This is a genomic window from Hungatella hominis, from assembly GCF_014288005.1.
In the GTDB taxonomy this organism is placed as follows: Bacteria; Bacillota; Clostridia; order Lachnospirales; family Lachnospiraceae; genus Hungatella; species Hungatella effluvii.
Map to the genome: position 1 here is coordinate 93267 of NZ_JACOPB010000014.1, position 17718 is coordinate 110984.

Sequence of the window (17718 nt, forward strand, 5' to 3'; positions counted from 1 at the left end):
CATATGATTTTTGCAAGGGAGAGGGCGGAGGTAATCGCCAATAAACTAAAAAAATTAATGGTTGTCCGGAAATATCAGCTGTCCGACTGGAAGGTGAAGGAAGGCTTCTTTTTACGGCCGGAGGAGGCCGACCTGGCGGAGGAAGGCTGGGAACCGTTTGACGGCCGCCTGATGCACTGGTACGGTCCGGACCGCCATTACTGGTTCCGAACCGTATTTACAATACCGGAAGAGTATGACGGGAAGGGCTTATGGCTTCGCATCCGTACCCAGATTGAGGAGTGGGATGACGCCAAGAATCCGCAGTTTCTCGTGTTTCTGAACGGAGAGGTGGTACAGGGAGCCGATATGAACCACAGGGAGGTCCTGCTTTCTCGTGCGGCGATGGCGGGAGAGACCGTGACGGTTGATTTGCAGGCGTATTCAGGCACCCTTCATCCGGAATTTCGTTTGATGGCGGATGTGGAGGAAGTGTCAGAACCGGTTAAGGATCTTTATTATGATATCCAGGTGCCGTTATGGGCCATGGACCGGATGGATCAGGAGGGAAAGACGGCCATTGATATCCTGACTGTGTTAAATGACACGATCAGCCTTCTGGACTTACGGGACGTCTACTCCAACGATTTCTACCGCTCGGTGGAGGCGGCGCGGGCCTATATCGCAAAGGCGCTGTATGAGGACCTGGCGGGCGACGATACGGTGATTGCCACCTGCATCGGGCATACCCACATCGACGTGGCGTGGTGGTGGACAGTTGCCCAGTCCCGGGAGAAGGCGGCCCGCAGCTTCGCCACGGTATTGGAGCTGATGGACGAATATCCCGAATACCGGTTCATGTCGAGCCAGCCGGTCCTCTATACATTTGTGAAGGAACGGTACCCGGAGCTTTATGAGGAGATTAAGAGAAGGGCGGCAGAAGGCCGCTGGGAGCCGGAAGGCGGCATGTGGCTGGAGGCCGACTGCAACTTAACCAGCGGAGAGAGTCTGGTGCGCCAGTTTTTATACGGCAAACGGTTCTTTCAAGAGGAATTCGGCGTGGACAGCCGGGTGCTGTGGCTTCCGGATGTATTCGGTTATTCCGGCGCCCTGCCCCAGATCATGAAGAAATGTGGGATCGACTATTTTATGACGACGAAGCTCTCCTGGAACCAGTTTAACAAGGTGCCGGACGACACGCTTTTGTGGGAAGGAATCGACGGGACGAAGGTTTTGACCCATCTCATCTCGACCTTGGGAGTCGGGCAGAGCGTGGATCGCTTCTTTACCACCTATAACGGAATTCTGCATCCGGACGCGATTATGGGCGGCTGGCAGCGCTATCAGAATAAGGAGATGAACAATGACATTCTGATTGCTTTCGGCTACGGCGACGGAGGCGGCGGCCCAACCAGGGAGATGCTGGAGACGGGCAGGAGGATGGAAAAGGGAATCCGCGGCATACCGAAGGTGCGCCAGGAGAGTTCCCTCACTTACTTTACGGAGCTTTCCGAGCGGGTGAAGGACAGCAGGCGGCTCCACACGTGGACCGGAGAATTTTACTTTGAGTATCACAGGGGAACGTATACGTCCATGGCCAGGAATAAGCGGTCAAACAGAAAGAGCGAGCTGCTTCTCATGGACTTAGAGCTGTTGTCCGTACTGGCAGAGAAAAGGGGGGCGGCCTATCCGGCGGAGGATTTGGAGAGGCTGTGGAAAATGGTGCTGCTAAACCAGTTCCACGATATTCTCCCGGGATCATCAATTAAGGAAGTCTATGAGGTGACGAAGCGTGAGTATGAGCAGCTTGCGGAGGAAGGCGGCCGTCTGCTCAAAGAGCGGAAGGAAGCCGTGGCGGGTGTCGGAAACGGCGTGACCGTATTCAATACGCTGGGATTTACACGCAGCAGCCTGACGGTTCTTCCGGATGGGGTGACATCATTGACAGATAAAGGGGAGCCGCTTCCCAGCCAAGAGATCGGCGGCCTTCGGTATTCACTGACGGGGGAGATTCCCTCCAAGGGATATTCCGTGTATGGCGCGGTGTGGGAAGCGGACGGCGGTACGGCTGGTGAGGCGGCCGGGGGCGTCGTGGATACGCCGTTTTCCGTCTTAAAGACCGCGGATGGCTTCGTGATTACTACGCCGTTTGCAAAAGTGGATATGGCGGCGGATGGAAGCTTTACGAGTCTTCTTGACCTTTCGGAGGACCGTCAGGTATGGAAGGCGGGCGAGGCGGGGAACCGTCTGAGGATTTACGAGGATAAGCCGATTTATTATGATAACTGGGATATCGATGTGTTCTATACGGAGAAATACTGGGATTTGGATGAGCCGGCGTCGATTGCAGTTACGTCAGAGGGGCCGCTGTGTCTGCAGATCACAGTGAACCGAAGCTTCATGCATTCCCGCATGATACAGGACATCCGATTCTATGCCCACAGCCCCAGAATTGATTTTAACACCTGGGTGGACTGGAAGGAGCACCAGTACCTGTTAAAGGCTGGCTTCCCGGTAGATGTCCATACGGACGAGGCGGCGTTTGACATCCAGTTCGGCAACGTGGTGCGAAAGACCCATACCAATACGAGCTGGGACAGAGCCCGTTTTGAGAGCTGCGGCCATAAGTGGATGGACGTATCGGAGAGCGGATATGGGGTCAGTCTGTTAAATGACTGCAAGTACGGCCATTCTGTCCGTGAGGGCTGTATAGAGCTGACGCTGATCAAATCGGGCATCGAACCGAATCCTGACACGGACAACGAGGAGCACGTATTTACGTATTCGCTGTATCCTCATCAGGGAACGTGGAGGGAGGCGGATACCCAGAAGGAAGCTGCGGATTTAAACCAGCCGCTTTCGGCGGTAAACGGAGGAATGCCCGGGGAATCCTATGGATTTGCAGGCGTAAAGGGGGATTCCGTGGTCCTGGAGACCGTGAAGAAGAGCGAGGATGGAGACGGCATCATCCTGCGTCTCTACGAGAGCCGGAATAAAAGGGTGAACGCGAAAGTGAACCTTTCCTGTGCACCGGTGACAGTGACGGAATGCAACCTGCTGGAGGAACCTGTTGAAGAGGCAGGCGGCCTTATGATTGACGAGGATGGCTTTTCCTTTGTCATTAAGCCGTATGAGATTAAGACGTATAAGGTGGTGTTTTAAGCAATGAAAGTAATTCTGTTTGACATTGATACACTCAGGGCCGATCATATGGGCTGCTATGGCTACGGGAGGGATACTACGCCTGTTATAGATGGGATTGCGAAAGAAGGCGTGTGCTTTGACCGGTACTACTGTCCCAATGCCCCCTGCCTTCCCTCCAGAGCGTCGATGGTGACCGGGCTTTACGGAATACATAACGGCATTGTGGGACACGGTGGTACGGCGGCGGATTTACGGCTTCAGGGCGAGTCGCGGAGCTTTACGGATCTGGCGTCGGAGAATGGGCTTTTCATGCAGTTTAAGAGGGCCGGACTTCACACAGTCTCATTTTCCAGCTTTGCAGAGCGCCACTCGGCCTGGTGGTTTCTCTCCGGCCTGGATGAGTATTATAATCCGGGACTCCGGGGCGGGGAGTCGGCTGACATGGTCACACCGGCAGTCCTTAATTGGTTAGAAAGGAACCGGGAGATGGAGGACTGGTTTCTTCACGTCCATTACTGGGATCCGCATACGCCGTACCGCACTCCGGAGGGGGTGAAGAGCAGATTTCAGGATGAGCCTCTTCCGGACGACTGGATTACGGATGAAATTTTTGAGGAACATCTGCGGCACATCGGCCCTCACGGCGCCAATGAAATCAATATGTGGAATGATGAGACCTTCAGCCGTTGGCCGAAGCATCCCGGCAGCTTGAAGACAAGGGGCGATGCGAAGCATTTTATTGACCTTTATGATGACAGTGTGCGGTTCACTGATGACAATATTGGACTGATCGTGGCGTGGCTTAAGGAGCACGGGCTTTACGGAGACGATCTGGCCATTATCATTACCGCGGACCACGGAGAGGATTTGGGAGAATTCGGGGTCTATGGAGAACACGGCATGGCCGATGAGCCGGTATGCCATATTCCGCTAATCATCAAATGGCCGGGGGCCGAAGGCGGACGACGTATCAAGGGCTTTTATGACAATACGGATCTGCTCCCCACGGTGAAGGCGCTTTTAGGCACGGAGACTTTTGGGGACTACCGGTACGACGGCGTCTCCTTCAAGGAACCGCTGTTGGGCGGAAATGAGTGCGGGAGAACCGCGGCGGTGCTGACTCAGTGCGCCCACGTATGTCAGCGAAGCGTCCGGTTTGACCACTATATCTATATCCGCACCATCCACGGAGGATACCATCTCCTGCCGGAGGAGATGGTGTTTGATCTGGACTGCGATCCCCATCAGCTGCATAATCTGGCGGAAGAGCGTCCGGAGCTTTGCGGCCGCGGGGCACGGCTGCTTTTAGACTGGACGGAGCGGATGATGAAACAGTCAGATTCAGACCGTGATCCCATGTGGACTGTGATGCGGGAAGGCGGGCCGGAGCACTGCAGAGGCCGCCTGGAAGCGTATGAAAAGCGGCTGGAGGAGACGGGGAGAGCGTACGGGATCCCGCTTCTTAAGGAACAGTACAGGGAAGAGTTTGAGGGACAGGAATAAGGGGAGAAACCGATGATTTTAATACCGCAGCCAAAAAAGGCTGAAAGAAGAGATGGAGAGTTTACGATAGGCTATGGAAGCTATCTGGTGCTGGATGAGTCCTGCGGACCGCTTCTGACAAAGCAGGCAATGCTATTTTTAGATGCATTGGAGGAAGAGACCGGCTATCGGCCAGCTCTGACCAGGGGAAAAGGAAGAGACGGAGATATCATTCTGCGCCGGGAGGAGGCGCTGGGGCCGGAGGACGTACTGGGACAGGGTTATACTCTGGAAATCCGGCCGGAAGGGATCATTCTCACCGGCGGTGAGAAAGGGCTGTGGCATGGAATGCAGACGATCCTGCAGATGGCAGGGCAGCAGGGCGCCGTACTTCCGGCAATGAGTATTCACGACAGGCCGGACATTAGGAACCGCGGCTTTTACCACGATGTCACAAGAGGAAGAGTGCCAAAGCTTGACTGGCTGAAAAAGCTGGCCGACCGGATGGCGCGTTATAAGCTGAACCAGATGCAGCTCTATATTGAGCACACATTCCTGTTTCGTGATTTCAGCGAAATATGGAGAGATGACACGCCGCTGACCGCAGAAGATATACTGGAGCTGGACCGGTACTGTCTCGACCGCGGGATCGAGCTGGTCCCTTCCCTGTCCACCTTCGGGCACCTGTACAAAATCCTGGGCTCGAAGCATTACAGCCATCTGTGTGAGCTGGAAGGCTCAGAATCCATGCCGTTCTCGCTGAGGGGACGGATGCATCACCATACGATCAACGTGTCGTCGCCGGAAAGCCTGGAGTTCATCAAGGGAAAGATCAGAGAATTCGCGGCCCTGTTCTCTTCTGGTCAATTCAATATCTGTGCCGATGAGACCTTTGATCTGGGAAAAGGAAGGAGCAGCGGTCTGAAAGAGAGGCTGGGAGTTCACAGGCTCTATATTAATTACGTAAAGGATTTGTGTGAATGCGTGATTTCCTGCGGAAAGCGGCCCATGTTCTGGGGCGATGTCATTGCCGGAGAGCCGGAGCTTCTAAAGGAGCTTCCAGCGGAGACCATCTGCTTAAACTGGGGATACGCGAAAAACCAGAGGGAGGATGAGACGAGGGCGCTCGATGCGGCCGGAGCGGTCCAGTATCTCTGCCCGGGTGTATGCGGCTGGAACCATCTGATTCCTTTGTATGAGAACGCGTACTGCAATATAAAAATCATGTGTGATTACGCCCGGAAATACGAGGCGGTCGGAGTGCTGAATACGGATTGGGGAGATTTCCTGCATATCAATCATCCGGAATTCAGCATACCGGGGATGATTTACGGGGCCGCGTGCTCCTGGAATGTACAGCCCCCTGCATGGGAAGAGATGAACCGCCAGATTTCAATCCTGGAATACGATGATTCCACCGGGCGGTTGGTGGGTATGCTGGCAAAGACCCAGGAGCTTCATGGCTTCACATGGGAGATGGCGGTCCGGTTTAAGGAGCTTAAGACAGGCGCCGCGCCGGAATATGACGCCGACCACAGGCAGTATTTACAGGAACACATGGAATCCATGGATGGAGTCGGTGAAAAGAACCGGCGTCTCGAAGAAATTACAGGAGAGCTGTACGGACTTCTGCCCCACATGGACAGGAGAAGCCGGAAAATGGTGAAGAAATATGTCATAGCAGTTGAAGGAATCGGCCTGTTTAACGAGCTGGGAAAGGTAATCACAAAATGGGATTACGGCGCGGAGTATGACGTTATGCCGGATACCTGGGCGCTTTCAGAGCGTCTGGAGGTGTGGCTGTACCATTATAAGGAGCTGTACCGCAGTGTGAGCCGGGAATCGGAGCTTGGAAGGATTCAGGAGATCATAGTGTGGTATGGAGATTATTTGAGGGAGCGAAAATAAAATGGATCTTTACCTGATTTTTGATCTGGGAGGGACTTCTGTCAAATTTGCCGTTTCGGATAAAGAAGGGAAATTTGACAGTACGGGTTCCTTTCCGACGCCGAAGGAAGGCATGGAGAGAATGCTTGAGGAGATGGGGCGGGTGTATGAGACGGTGCAGGCGGAACTTAAAGCGGCAGATTCACGCATTGCGGGGATTGCTGTCAGTTCTCCCGGAGCCGTGGACATCCGCACGGGCGTGGTAGGGGGGATCAGTGCGATCCCGTATATCCATGGTTTCCCATTTACCGAAGCGGTCAGCCGCCGCTTAAACGGGCTTCCGGTCTCTATTGAAAATGACGGCAACTGCGCCGCGCTCGGTGAACTGTGGAAGGGGGCGGCGGCCGGCAGGCGGAATATGGTCTCTGTGGTGTGCGGCACCGGAATCGGCGGTTCCATCGTTCTGGATGGACGTGTATACCGGGGAAAGTCCAATAATGCAGGCGAGTTTGGCAACTATCTGGTGAACCGGGAAGGGGAACAGAGGCGGACGTGGAGTTCCTGTACGATGGTGAATCAGGCAAAAAGATACGAGGCGCTGACGGGAAGAAGTGCCGATGGCAGGGAACTCTTCCGTCTGGCCGAAGCTGGGGACGGCGATGCGGTCCGGCTGGTGGAGGAATTTTACGAGGCCATGGCTGTCGGACTGTTCCAGATCCAGTTTACGCTGGACACAGAGCTGATCGTGCTGGGCGGCGGTATCAGCGAGGCGCCCTTTGTCATTCCCGAAATCTATAAGCGGATGGAACGGCTGGCGGAGGATGCGGAGTTCGGATTTCTGATGCCGGAGATTGTTCCCTGCCGGTTTGGGAATAAGGCGAACCTGTATGGGGCTTTGTACTGCCATTTATATAGGTGATAATACAGTATTGCAGGAGGTTTCAATGGAGTATCAGTTCAGTAAAGATTTTCTATGGGGCGCGGCCTGTTCCGGGCCTCAGTCGGAGGGCAGCTTTCCGGGAGACGGAAAAGCGGAGATGGAATGGGATTACTGGTTTAAACAGGCCCCGGAGTTATTTTACGACGGTGTGGGACCAGCCGTGACTTCGGATTTCTATCACAAATATAAAGAGTATGCCGGACTTATGAAGGAGATCGGCATGAACTCCTACCGCACCTCAATTCAGTGGAGCCGGCTCATAAAAGATCGTGAGGGAACCATAAATGAGGCGGGCGTGGAGTTTTACAATTCGGTAATTGACGAGCTGTTAAGCCGCGGGATCGAGCCGATTCTCTGTCTCCATCACTTTGATCTGCCCATGTACTGGGTGGAGAAGGGCGGCTTTGAGAACAGGGAAACGGCGGAGGCATTTGCGGCGTACGCGGCAAAATGCTTTGAATTGTTCGGAGACAGGGTGAAACGGTGGCTTACCTTTAACGAACCGATTGTTATAACGGAGGGCGGCTATCTTTATAAGAATCATTATCCGGCTGTCTGTGATGCGAAAAGGGCGGCCCTGGTATCGTACCATCTTCAGCTTGCCAGCAGTATGGCGGTTAAGGAGTTTCGGAAGAGAGGAGGGGAGGGACAGATCGGTATTGTACTGAATCTAACGCCTACCTACTGCAAAGAGCCGGAGAATGCAGAAGACAGAAGAAGTGCGGAAATTACAGACCTGCTGTTCAACAAATCCTTTCTGGATCCTTCTTTAAAAGGAGAGTTTCCAAACGCCCTGGTGGAGCTTTTAAAGAAGGAGGGAATCTGTCCGGAGGCCCGGGCGGAGGACTTAGAGGTGATCCGCGCCAATACGGTAGATTTTCTCGGAGTGAATTACTACCATCCGAGGCGGGTCACGAGAAGGAGCAGTCCGTTTACTGGTCCTCTCATGCCGGAAAAGTATTTTGAGGAATATACTTATAAAGGACAGAAGATGAATTTTTCCAGAGGATGGGAGATATATGAGCCTGCCGTCTATGAAATCGCTATCCAACTGCGCGACAATTACGGCAATATTCCCTGGTACTTATCGGAAAATGGTATGGGCGTGCAGAACGAAGAGCAGTTCATTGGAGTGGATGGCGTCGTGGAGGACGATTACAGAATTGAATTCATACGGGATCATTTAATCTGGCTTCATAAGGCCATCGTGGAGGGCTGTAACTGCTTCGGATACCACTTATGGGCGCCCTTTGACTGCTGGTCCTGGAAGAATGCATATAAGAACCGGTATGGCATGATAAGAGTGGATAGAAAGGACAATTGCCGGCTTACGGTAAAGAAATCGGGAAGATGGTTCCGGGAGACGGCGGAACGGGGCGGATTTTCTCTGCATATCGAAATATAAATCTGCAAAACAAAAAGGAGCATGGCCAAATACCGGATTGGTATCGATCATGCTCCTTTATGTATTTAATTATTCCTCAGAAATAGCGCCTGTAGGACATACACCAGCACAAGTTCCGCAGCTGATACAGGTATCAGCGTCGATAACGTACTGTCCGTCGCCCTCAGCAATCGCGTTTACTGGACATTCGCCTTCACATGTTCCGCAGCTTACGCATGCATCACTAATAACATATGCCATAATAAATTACCTCCTTATATTCTATACATTTGCCTATATTCTATACTATAAATGTAAATTATTCAAGTGGAAAATGATGTAGTTTTTGTTCAAAATTAGGAGCAGAAAAGATCTGGTGCTCCAGTCCGCACATCCTTAATGCCGTGAAGTATGATTTTCTTTGCAGCTACGGCGCCTTCTTTTGACATCGGCGGCACATCCTCCAAAGGATAAATCATGCCGAGATTCTTATATTTTACCTTGCCCATATCGTGGTAAGGAAGGACATCCAGGGCCTTCACGTATTTCAGTGTTCCGATAAAACGGCCCAGATGGTATAAGTCTTTTTCGTTGTCCGTGATCCCCGGTACCACTACGTGGCGAATCCACATGGGGATCTGTTTTTGATCGAGATACTCTGCAAAATGCAGAATATTTCGGTTCGGGCGGCCTGTAAGCAGACGGTGCTTTTCGTCGTCAATCTGCTTTAAGTCGAGCATAACGAGGCAGGTGGAGGCGAGTAACCGGTCCAGCTGCTCTAAGAATGCCGTATCTGCGTCCCGGAAGGTGACGCCGGAGGTGTCAAGACACGTATGGATATCCCGCCGGCGTGCCTCCTCAAATAATTCCGTCACAAATTCCATCTGAAGCAGGGGTTCTCCGCCGGTTACCGTGATGCCTCCTCCGCGGTAGAATGGGCGGGAAGCCTCATACTGGCCCAGGATCTCAGAGACCGTCATGGAGGTGCCCCCGCCTGACGACCAGGTGTCAGGGTTGTGACAGTACTGGCAGCGCATGGGACAGCCTTTCGTAAAGACTACCATGCGGATGCCCGGCCCGTCAACGGTGCCGAAGCTTTCAATAGAATGTATCTGACCTGTCATCATGCGGAGAGCGCCTGCCTTTCTGATGGAAGATATATCGCAGTCTGATGGAACTGAAACAGGGAGCGTAATGTGTCCTCTGGTTCTAAATCGCGTCGTGGAACGTACGGGAGATAACCTCGTCCTGCTGTTCCTTTGTAAGCTTAATGAAGTTAACCGCATAGCCGGATACACGCACGGTCAGCTGCGGATAGTTTTCCGGATGCTTCTGAGCGTCCAGTAAGGTTTCACGGGTGAACACGTTGACGTTTAAGTGGTGTCCGCCTTCCTGTACATAGCCGTCTAACAGGGATACTAAGTTGTCGATCTGAGAGTCACTGATGTTTGTATTTGCCATGTTTTTCCTCCTGTAATGGTGTATTTAATAGTTGTCTGAGAAATCCGTCGCACTGTTTTCCGGGTCCTCCTCATCGGTGTCCATACCCTCGAACAGGGTGGGCACGTTACAGGCCAGATTGCCGGCGGCACAGTCTAAGGAATTCATGGTGGTGACGGTCTTTGAGGTGGTGGTATCCGCGCTGACCGTTCCGTCTGAGGCCGTGCGGATGTTCATATGACCGCCGCCGCCGGATACAAACGCATCCAGCATGGCGACGATATCGTCAATCTTTTTTTCGTCAGGGGCTGCCATAAAAGCACTTCCTTCCTTAACAGGTTTTCAGTTAAATGTTGTCTAAATCCACTTCCAGATCGCCGGTAAAGATCTGATCTTCCTTGCCGAGCGCGCCGGGCACGATGGAGAAGGTATTGGAAATACCATCCTGCGCATCCTTAAATGGAAGCTTTGCAACGGAAGCCAGAGAAGCAACGGCTCCGTGGCTGTCGCGGTGGTGCATCGGGTTGGCGCCTGGCGCAAATGCCTCGCCCGCCTTTCTGCCATCCGGTGTCGCGCCGGTGTTCTTGCCGTATACGACGTTGGAGGTGATGGTTAAGATCGATGTGGTCGGGATACCACCGCGGTAGGTGTGATTGCCCTTTACGTAGTTCATGAAGGTGTGTACAAGCTCGCTGGCCAGCTGGTCAACGCGGTCGTCATTGTTGCCGTATTTCGGAAAATCACCTTCTACGATATAATCCACGACGATGCCGTTTTCATCACGCACGGTCTTGACCTTTGCGTATTTGATGGCGGATAAGGAGTCGGCCACTACGGATAAGCCGGCGATACCGGTTGCAAACCAGCGGGTTACCTTCTTGTCATGGAGCGCCATCTGTACGCGCTCGTAGGAGTATTTGTCATGCATATAGTGAATGATATTTAAGGTGTTGACGTAAACGCGGGCCAGCCATCTCATCATGTCTCTGTATGCCTCCATTACCTCATCGTAATCGAGATATTCGGAAGTGATCGGACGGTACTTCGGACCTACCTGCTTCTTCGTTACCTCATCGATACCGCCATTAATCGCGTATAACAGGCACTTCGCTAAGTTGGCGCGGGCGCCGAAGAACTGCATTTCCTTGCCGACACGCATGGAAGAAACACAGCAGGCGATGGCGTAATCGTCACCGTGTGTGACTCTCATCAGGTCATCGTTCTCATACTGGATGGATGAGGATTCGATGGAGGTCTTGGCACAGAATCTCTTGAAGTTTTCCGGAAGTCTGGTGGACCAGAGAACCGTTAAGTTCGGCTCTGGAGCGGTTCCTAAGTTCTGTAAGGTGTGTAAATAACGGTAGGACATTTTTGTGACCATGTGGCGTCCGTCGATGCCGACACCGCCGATGGACTCTGTCACCCAGGTCGGGTCTCCGGAGAACAGTTCGTTGTATTCCGGTGTACGGGCAAATTTTACGAGACGAAGCTTCATAACAAAATGATCCACAAATTCCTGAATCTCTTCTTCTGTGAAGGTGCCTTCTGCCAAATCTCTCTGTGCGTAGATATCGATGAAGGTGGAGGTACGTCCCAGGGACATCGCCGCTCCGTTCTGCTCCTTGACAGCCGCTAAATAGCCCAGGTATGTCCACTGGATCGCTTCCTTAACATTAGCCGCCGGTTTGGAGATATCGAAACCGTAGATAGCGCCCAGCTTCTTTAACTCACCCAGTGCGCGCAGCTGCTCAGACAGCTCCTCGCGCTCACGGATTACGTCGGAGTACATGATGGTACGTGTGGTAGATTTCTGCTCTTCCTTGTTCTCGATCAGGCGGTCGATGCCGTATAAAGCGATACGGCGGTAGTCACCGATGATACGGCCGCGGCCATACGCATCCGGAAGGCCGGTGATGATGTGGTTGGAACGGCAGGCGCGCATCTCGTCGGTATAAGCGTCGAATACGCCTGCATTATGTGTCTTTCTGTGAACGGTAAAAAATTCCTTGATTTCCGGATCAATGGTATAGCCGTTGTCCGCGCATGCCTTCTCAGCCATTCGGATACCGCCGTATGGCTGTAAGGAACGCTTAAATGGCTTATCTGTCTGAAAACCTACAATTTGCTCCTTATCTTTATCCAGGTAGCCTGGGCCGTGGGAGGTGATGGTGGAAACAATTTTCGTATCCATATCCAGCACACCGCCAGCTTCTCTTTCTTTTGCGGTCAAATCCATAACTTGGGCCCACAAATCCTTTGTAGCCTGGGTCGGACCTGCGAGGAAGGTGTCATCGCCGTCATAGGGGGTGTAGTTCTTCTGTATAAAGTCTCTGACATTGATTTCTCTTTCCCAGACGCCGCCGCTAAAATCTCTCCACTCTGGTCTCATAATGTTGTACCTCCGTTGATTGCTTATTTATAAGTAAAAATAATGAACGAGTGCTGCCAAAAGTTATAATTCATACAACTTTTGTATGAATATATTATAGTTGAATACTGTATACACGTCAAGTCCTAGTCATGATAAAATTTTTACAAAAATGGCTGGACAATCCCTTGCTATTTCGGAAGAAAAGTATTATATTATAGAAACAGTATGTACATTTTTAAAGGAGGAATACACGATGCAGATTAGTAAAGATATGTTAATTGGCGCTCTGATCCAGATGGATGATTGCATTGCACCGATTTTAATGCGCGCTGGCATGCACTGTCTTGGCTGCCCGGCTTCTCAGGGTGAGTCTTTAGAAGAAGCATGTATGGTTCATGGAATTGACTGTGAAACACTGGTTAATCAGATTAATGAAGTTCTTGCTGATAGATAGAAAAACTTTATAGGAGCACCGGCCGTTTTCTTTGAGATGGCCGGTGCTTTTTATTTTGCAAAAAAACATTTATACGTTATAACAAGATAGTGGGGTGGGTTGCCTGTTATGATAAGTTTAACGCATTTGTAATTATTTTCCATATATGATAAAATGATATCATAAAAAATATACGAAATAGATAAAGATGTTGACAAACATGTTATAACATGTTATTATAACATCACAGACAAGGAGGAGCATATGGAACAATCCATCAGGCTTGATAAGGATTCTAAGGTACCGATTCACCAGCAGTTGTACTCTTATATAAAAGAAAGGATAGCAGAGGGCTTTTATAAAGAGAATGAGATCATTCCGTCAGAGAAAGAAATGCAGGAGATGTTTGAAGTGAGCAGGATTACAGTTCGCAGAGCGATATCAGATTTGGAACATGATGGCTATCTGATTAAGCGGAAAGGGCGTGGAACGATTGTATGCCCGCAGAAAAAGGAACGTGATATGTCTGTATTCAACAGCTTCAGCGGTGATGCTAAGGTCAAGGGGGATAAACCGGGTTCTATCATTCTGCACTGCAAGGAAGTGGAGGCGAGCGTTAAGATTGCAGAGATGCTTCAGGTGGAAACTGGGGAAAAGGTTTACTTCCTAAAGCGGCTCAGGCTGCTTAATGGGCGTATTATTGCTCTGAACGAGACGTATGTCAGCGGCCGTCTGGGATTTGCACTCAGGGGAGAGGACTTTGATTCTACGACGTCGCTGTATGAGTACTTAGAACAGCATGGAATTGTACTTGGCAGCGCGGATGAGACCCTGGAAGCAAAGATGGCGACTTCTGAGATTCGAAGGGAGCTGTTTTTGGAGGAAAGCAAGCCTCTGGTCTACAAGGAACGGGTTACATATGACATGAACGGAAGACCGGTGGAATTTTCGGAGAATTCCTACTTGTCGGATTCTTACAAATACTATATTCATATTACCAATGTAAGAGGGGAGGGAAATACGGGTGAAAAGGTATGATTTCCATTCACATCTGGGGAAGACCAGATCAGGAGACGCGAACAACGCGGATCAGCTGGTAAAGGAGCTGGGGGAGTTTGGAATCACAAAAGTGGGTATCTGTTCTTTATCAGGAAACGGTATGAGGCCGCAGAACGACCTTGTTTATGAAGCCATGTGCCAGTATCCGGGTATTGTTGAAGGTTACGCGGATATTGATCCCAAGGCTCCGGATGCGTTTTTAGAGATTCACCGGACGCTGGGAGACATGAAGATGAACGGAGTAAAGTTCATGTCATGGAAGCACGGCTACGCAGTGGAGAACTGCCCGAGTCTGGGTCCTGTAATTGATGAGATCGGAAAATATGGAGTTCATATTCAGATTCATGGAGGCGCAAGCCCTTTGTGTACACCGTTTGTCTGGATCGAACATGCGAAGCGAAGGCCGGATATGCGGTTTGTATTTACCCATGTCTGCGGCCGGGAGTTTGGATACAGCTGTATAGAGGCAATCCGGGATCTGGATAACTTCTGGGTAGAGACGTCAGCGAATATGGAAATTGACATACTTAGAAAAGCAGTGGAGGTTCTGGGACCGGAACGAATTCTGTTTGGAACCGACTGGCCATATAAACCGACCAATATTGAAATCGAGAAGTTGTATCATTTGGGGCTTAACGAATCGGAGTTGGAGTTAGTATTTTACAGGAACGCCGAGAAGTTATGGAAAAGGAAGGAGCAGCATCATGGTTGTATCACACATGAGAATTGATGACCGGCTGATTCACGGACAGATTGTGACAGCGTGGATATCGGACTCGAAAGCTGGAGAGATCCTTGTGGCCGACGATATGGCGGCAAAGGACCCGACTCAGCAGATGCTTTTGAAGCTGGCAGTTCCTGCGAAAATCAAACTGACAATTGTATCAGTTGAAAAAGCGGCTGAGCTTTTAAAGACAGATCAGTCGGATACAAAAGTACTGCTGATCGTAAGGAACCCGAAAACGGCATTAGATTTATTTGAACGGGGCTTTTATATTGAGAGTGTTAATGTGGGGAATATCAGCAATGCCCGTTCAACGGTGGGGAGAAAACGCCTTTTACCTTATATTTACGTAGAGCCTGAGGATATAGCAAATTTAACGGCGATTGCAGAAAAAAATATAAGACTTGATGTGAGGGCGGTACCAAATGATAAGTCCATAGACGGGCTTGCACTCATTTCCAAATAGGAGAAGGGAGAAACGTATGAGTTTGTTAGTGAAAGCTGTCCTTGTAGCGCTGGTTACATGGCTGACATTTTTTGATAAGTATTGTACACAGTTCTTTACATACAGACCAATTGTAATAGGACCGATTATCGGACTGATCATGGGGGATTTGAAGATGGGTCTGATGGTAGGCTGTACGATTGAGCTGATGTTTTTGGGGCAGGTATTTGTCGGTACGGCGCTTCCGCCGGAGGAGACATTCAGCACGATTATTGCAACTGCATTTGCCTGTATTTCAGGCAGTACCGAGGTCGCACTGGCAACCGCGCTGCCGCTTGCAATTTTAGGGCAGATGGGCATGTACTTCAGAAATATGGTGCTCTGTGTATGGACTCAGCACAGGCTTGAGGCCGCTGTCGAGCGGGGGAGCAGAACGGGGATTACCATGAACTGCCTTATTCTGCCGAATGTATTCAATTTCGTACTGTTCTCTGTACCTGTTTTCCTGGCAATCTATTTAGGCGCAGGACCGGTCCAGGCAATTATCAATGCAATTCCAAAGGTTATTATCGACGGTCTGGCTGTAGGCGGCGGAATGATTGGTGCTGTCGGACTTGCATTGCTGCTGAAGTGTATTAATGTGAAACATATCTGGTACTATTTCCTGATTGGATTTTTCTTCTCCAGCTTTTTGAATATTAATCCGATTGGAATCACACTGATTGCAGTTGTATGTGTGGCTGTGGCCTATTATCGCGAAATGGACAGGGAGGTAGCATAATGGCAGGAAATCAGACTGTAAATACCGATTTAACAAAACTTAACAAAAAAGATCTGCTGAAGATGTATATCTATTCCCAGGCATTCGTAAGCGGCTTTAACTACGAAAAGCAGGAGGCGCCGGGCTTTGCGTTTTCCATGATGCCGGTGATTGAAAAGGTATATAAGAATGAAGAAGATAAGAAAGAAGCATACAGGCGTCATACAGAGCTTTTCCTGACAGAGGCGAGACTTTCCCATTTCGTCATCGGTGTAACGGCAGCTATGGAGGAGCGCAACGCAAATGAGCATGATATTGATCCGGTCAGCATCAACGCCATAAAGGCAGCGCTCATGGGGCCATTGGCGGGAATCGGTGACTCCCTTTACCATGGAACACTGCGCCCTATTATTGCAGGCCTGGCAGTATCCATGGTGATTGCCAGCGGATACAGCAGTATGGTGGGGCCGCTGCTCTTTGTCCTTGTTATGGCAGGTGTAGGTCAGCTTCTCCGTTACTTTGGCATTTTTAAAGGTTACGAGAAGGGTGTTGAATTTGTCGGTGCCATGCAGAGTTCCGGTCTGATCGACAAGATGACGAGACTGGCAGGAATTGCTGCTTACGCAGTTATTGGTGGTTTTGTGTACAAGTTTGTAACGATTAACGTTCCGTGGACTTACAAAGCCGGAGAGACGGTGGTAAGCCTTCAGTCCACTCTTGATGGGATCGTTCCGGGCATTCTTCCGCTTTTGTATACGCTTCTGATGCTGTGGCTGATGGACAAGAAGAAAATGAATCCGGTAGTTCTGATGCTGGTTACCATGCTGGTAGGTATTGCCGGATATGCGGTTGGAATTTTAGGATAGTTAAGGAGTAAAAGATGATTATTGATTATCATTCCCATATAAAATGGGATCGGGATACAAATCAATATGATACGGCTGCATTGCTTCAGGACATGGAGGAAAACCAGATTGATAAACGTGTGGTATCCGCGCTTGCCGGATTTTCCACGAGAGAGCAGAACAGCGCAGTGGCAGAGCTGGTAAAAGCCAATCCGGATCGGATCATTGGGTCTGCAGTGATTAATCCGAAGGAACGCGGCTGTGTTGAAGAGATGGAACGAATTGCGGCTTCCGGATACTTTAAAACCATCGAGCTGGATTCCATGGAACACTGTTACTATCCGGAGACTATGCCGGTTCTTGACACGATTATCGAAATAGCGGCGGCAAACCACATGCCTGTGAATGTATTCACGGGCTGGGGCTGCCGTACCATGCCGGCGCAATGGGCGTATTATGCCAAACGCCATCCCGATATGACGATGGTTCTTCTTCATATGGGAACCACGGACTTTGGCTATGGCTGCGTGGAGCTGGTTCCCCAATATGAGAATCTGATGGTGGAAACCTCCTGTATGTACGAATTTCCTATTTTGAGAAAGGCTTTCAGTCAGATACCGAAGGAACGTTTTCTCTTTGGAAGCCACTATCCGGATAAACTGACGGTATGTTCGGTTCATACCTTTGATTTACTTAAGCTTCCTGAAGAACTGAAGGAGTGCATGTTCTGCAAGAACGCAGAGCGCTTGCTTTCCTGTTTTTCGAAGGCAGGAGGAGGCACGGCTGAGTAGCTGGCTACAATATAAATAGGGAAGAGGGAGTATC

17 protein-coding genes are annotated in these 17718 nt (G+C 50.5%); 12 read left to right on the plus strand and 5 right to left on the minus strand.

The annotated features are described in order from the left end of the window. Nucleotides 1-3 precede the first annotated feature (3 nt). Genes H8S75_RS23640 through H8S75_RS23660 form a run of 5 tightly spaced genes read left to right on the plus strand, consistent with a single transcriptional unit; the run spans nt 4 to nt 8837 of the window. The gene (locus H8S75_RS23640) at nt 4-3141 is read left to right on the plus strand and encodes an alpha-mannosidase (RefSeq protein ID WP_187023644.1); all 3138 of its coding nucleotides are present in this window, start codon (nt 4-6) and stop codon (nt 3139-3141) included. Between the two features lie 3 nt (nt 3142-3144). Next, nucleotides 3145-4626, plus strand: a complete 1482-nt coding sequence (locus H8S75_RS23645; protein ID WP_187023645.1) for a sulfatase — start codon at nt 3145-3147, stop codon at nt 4624-4626. Nucleotides 4627-4638: 12 nt separating this feature from the next. Further along, nucleotides 4639-6513, plus strand: a complete 1875-nt coding sequence (locus tag H8S75_RS23650) for a beta-N-acetylhexosaminidase (protein WP_187023646.1) — start codon at nt 4639-4641, stop codon at nt 6511-6513. Nucleotide 6514: 1 nt separating this feature from the next. Next, entirely contained in the window at nt 6515-7411 is an 897-nt protein-coding gene (locus H8S75_RS23655) for an ROK family protein (RefSeq protein ID WP_187023647.1), read from the plus strand. 25 nt (nt 7412-7436) lie between these two features. Further along, the gene (locus H8S75_RS23660; protein ID WP_187023648.1) at nt 7437-8837 is read left to right on the plus strand and encodes a glycoside hydrolase family 1 protein; all 1401 of its coding nucleotides are present in this window, start codon (nt 7437-7439) and stop codon (nt 8835-8837) included. 69 nt (nt 8838-8906) lie between these two features. Here H8S75_RS23660 and fdxA read toward each other — a convergent pair whose 3' ends face one another. The 5 genes from fdxA to pflB all read right to left on the minus strand — a co-directional run bounded on the left by fdxA (nt 8907) and on the right by pflB (nt 12645). Beyond that, on the minus strand, nt 8907-9077 hold the full coding sequence (gene fdxA, locus H8S75_RS23665; protein WP_002601988.1) for a 4Fe-4S ferredoxin: 171 nt from the start codon (nt 9075-9077) through the stop codon (nt 8907-8909). A gap of 95 nt (nt 9078-9172) precedes the next feature. Beyond that, nucleotides 9173-9940, minus strand: coding sequence for a pyruvate formate-lyase-activating protein (gene pflA, locus H8S75_RS23670; protein ID WP_187023713.1), 768 nt, complete (start codon nt 9938-9940; stop codon nt 9173-9175). A gap of 85 nt (nt 9941-10025) precedes the next feature. After that, entirely contained in the window at nt 10026-10277 is a 252-nt protein-coding gene (gene grcA3 / locus H8S75_RS23675; RefSeq protein ID WP_002601986.1) for an autonomous glycyl radical cofactor GrcA3, read from the minus strand. Between the two features lie 24 nt (nt 10278-10301). Continuing rightward, complete coding sequence (locus tag H8S75_RS23680; RefSeq protein WP_002601985.1) at nt 10302-10571, minus strand: hypothetical protein; 270 nt, start codon at nt 10569-10571, stop codon at nt 10302-10304. Between the two features lie 31 nt (nt 10572-10602). Then, the gene (pflB, locus tag H8S75_RS23685) at nt 10603-12645 is read right to left on the minus strand and encodes a formate C-acetyltransferase (RefSeq protein WP_187023649.1); all 2043 of its coding nucleotides are present in this window, start codon (nt 12643-12645) and stop codon (nt 10603-10605) included. Between the two features lie 235 nt (nt 12646-12880). On the opposite strand from pflB, the gene H8S75_RS23690 reads away from it, so the two are divergent. The 7 genes from H8S75_RS23690 (at nt 12881) to H8S75_RS23720 (ending at nt 17684) form a co-directional block, all read left to right on the plus strand. Then, nucleotides 12881-13081, plus strand: a complete 201-nt coding sequence (locus tag H8S75_RS23690) for a DUF1858 domain-containing protein (protein ID WP_002601983.1) — start codon at nt 12881-12883, stop codon at nt 13079-13081. Nucleotides 13082-13324: 243 nt separating this feature from the next. Further along, complete coding sequence (locus H8S75_RS23695) at nt 13325-14098, plus strand: GntR family transcriptional regulator (RefSeq protein WP_187023650.1); 774 nt, start codon at nt 13325-13327, stop codon at nt 14096-14098. Next, nucleotides 14085-14849 (plus strand): amidohydrolase family protein, encoded by a 765-nt coding sequence (locus tag H8S75_RS23700; protein WP_187023651.1) that lies wholly within the window; start codon nt 14085-14087, stop codon nt 14847-14849. Before H8S75_RS23695 ends, H8S75_RS23700 begins: the two co-directional genes overlap by 14 nt. Beyond that, entirely contained in the window at nt 14824-15309 is a 486-nt protein-coding gene (locus H8S75_RS23705) for a PTS sugar transporter subunit IIB (RefSeq protein WP_002601980.1), read from the plus strand. The genes H8S75_RS23700 and H8S75_RS23705 overlap by 26 nt, the downstream gene beginning before the upstream one ends. A 16-nt stretch (nt 15310-15325) precedes the next feature. Further along, the gene (locus H8S75_RS23710) at nt 15326-16069 is read left to right on the plus strand and encodes a PTS mannose/fructose/sorbose/N-acetylgalactosamine transporter subunit IIC (RefSeq protein WP_187023652.1); all 744 of its coding nucleotides are present in this window, start codon (nt 15326-15328) and stop codon (nt 16067-16069) included. After that, the gene (locus H8S75_RS23715) at nt 16069-16914 is read left to right on the plus strand and encodes a PTS system mannose/fructose/sorbose family transporter subunit IID (protein ID WP_055657860.1); all 846 of its coding nucleotides are present in this window, start codon (nt 16069-16071) and stop codon (nt 16912-16914) included. The genes H8S75_RS23710 and H8S75_RS23715 overlap by 1 nt, the downstream gene beginning before the upstream one ends. A gap of 14 nt (nt 16915-16928) precedes the next feature. Then, nucleotides 16929-17684, plus strand: a complete 756-nt coding sequence (locus tag H8S75_RS23720; RefSeq protein ID WP_187023653.1) for an amidohydrolase family protein — start codon at nt 16929-16931, stop codon at nt 17682-17684. The last annotated feature ends 34 nt before the right edge of the window (nt 17685-17718 follow it).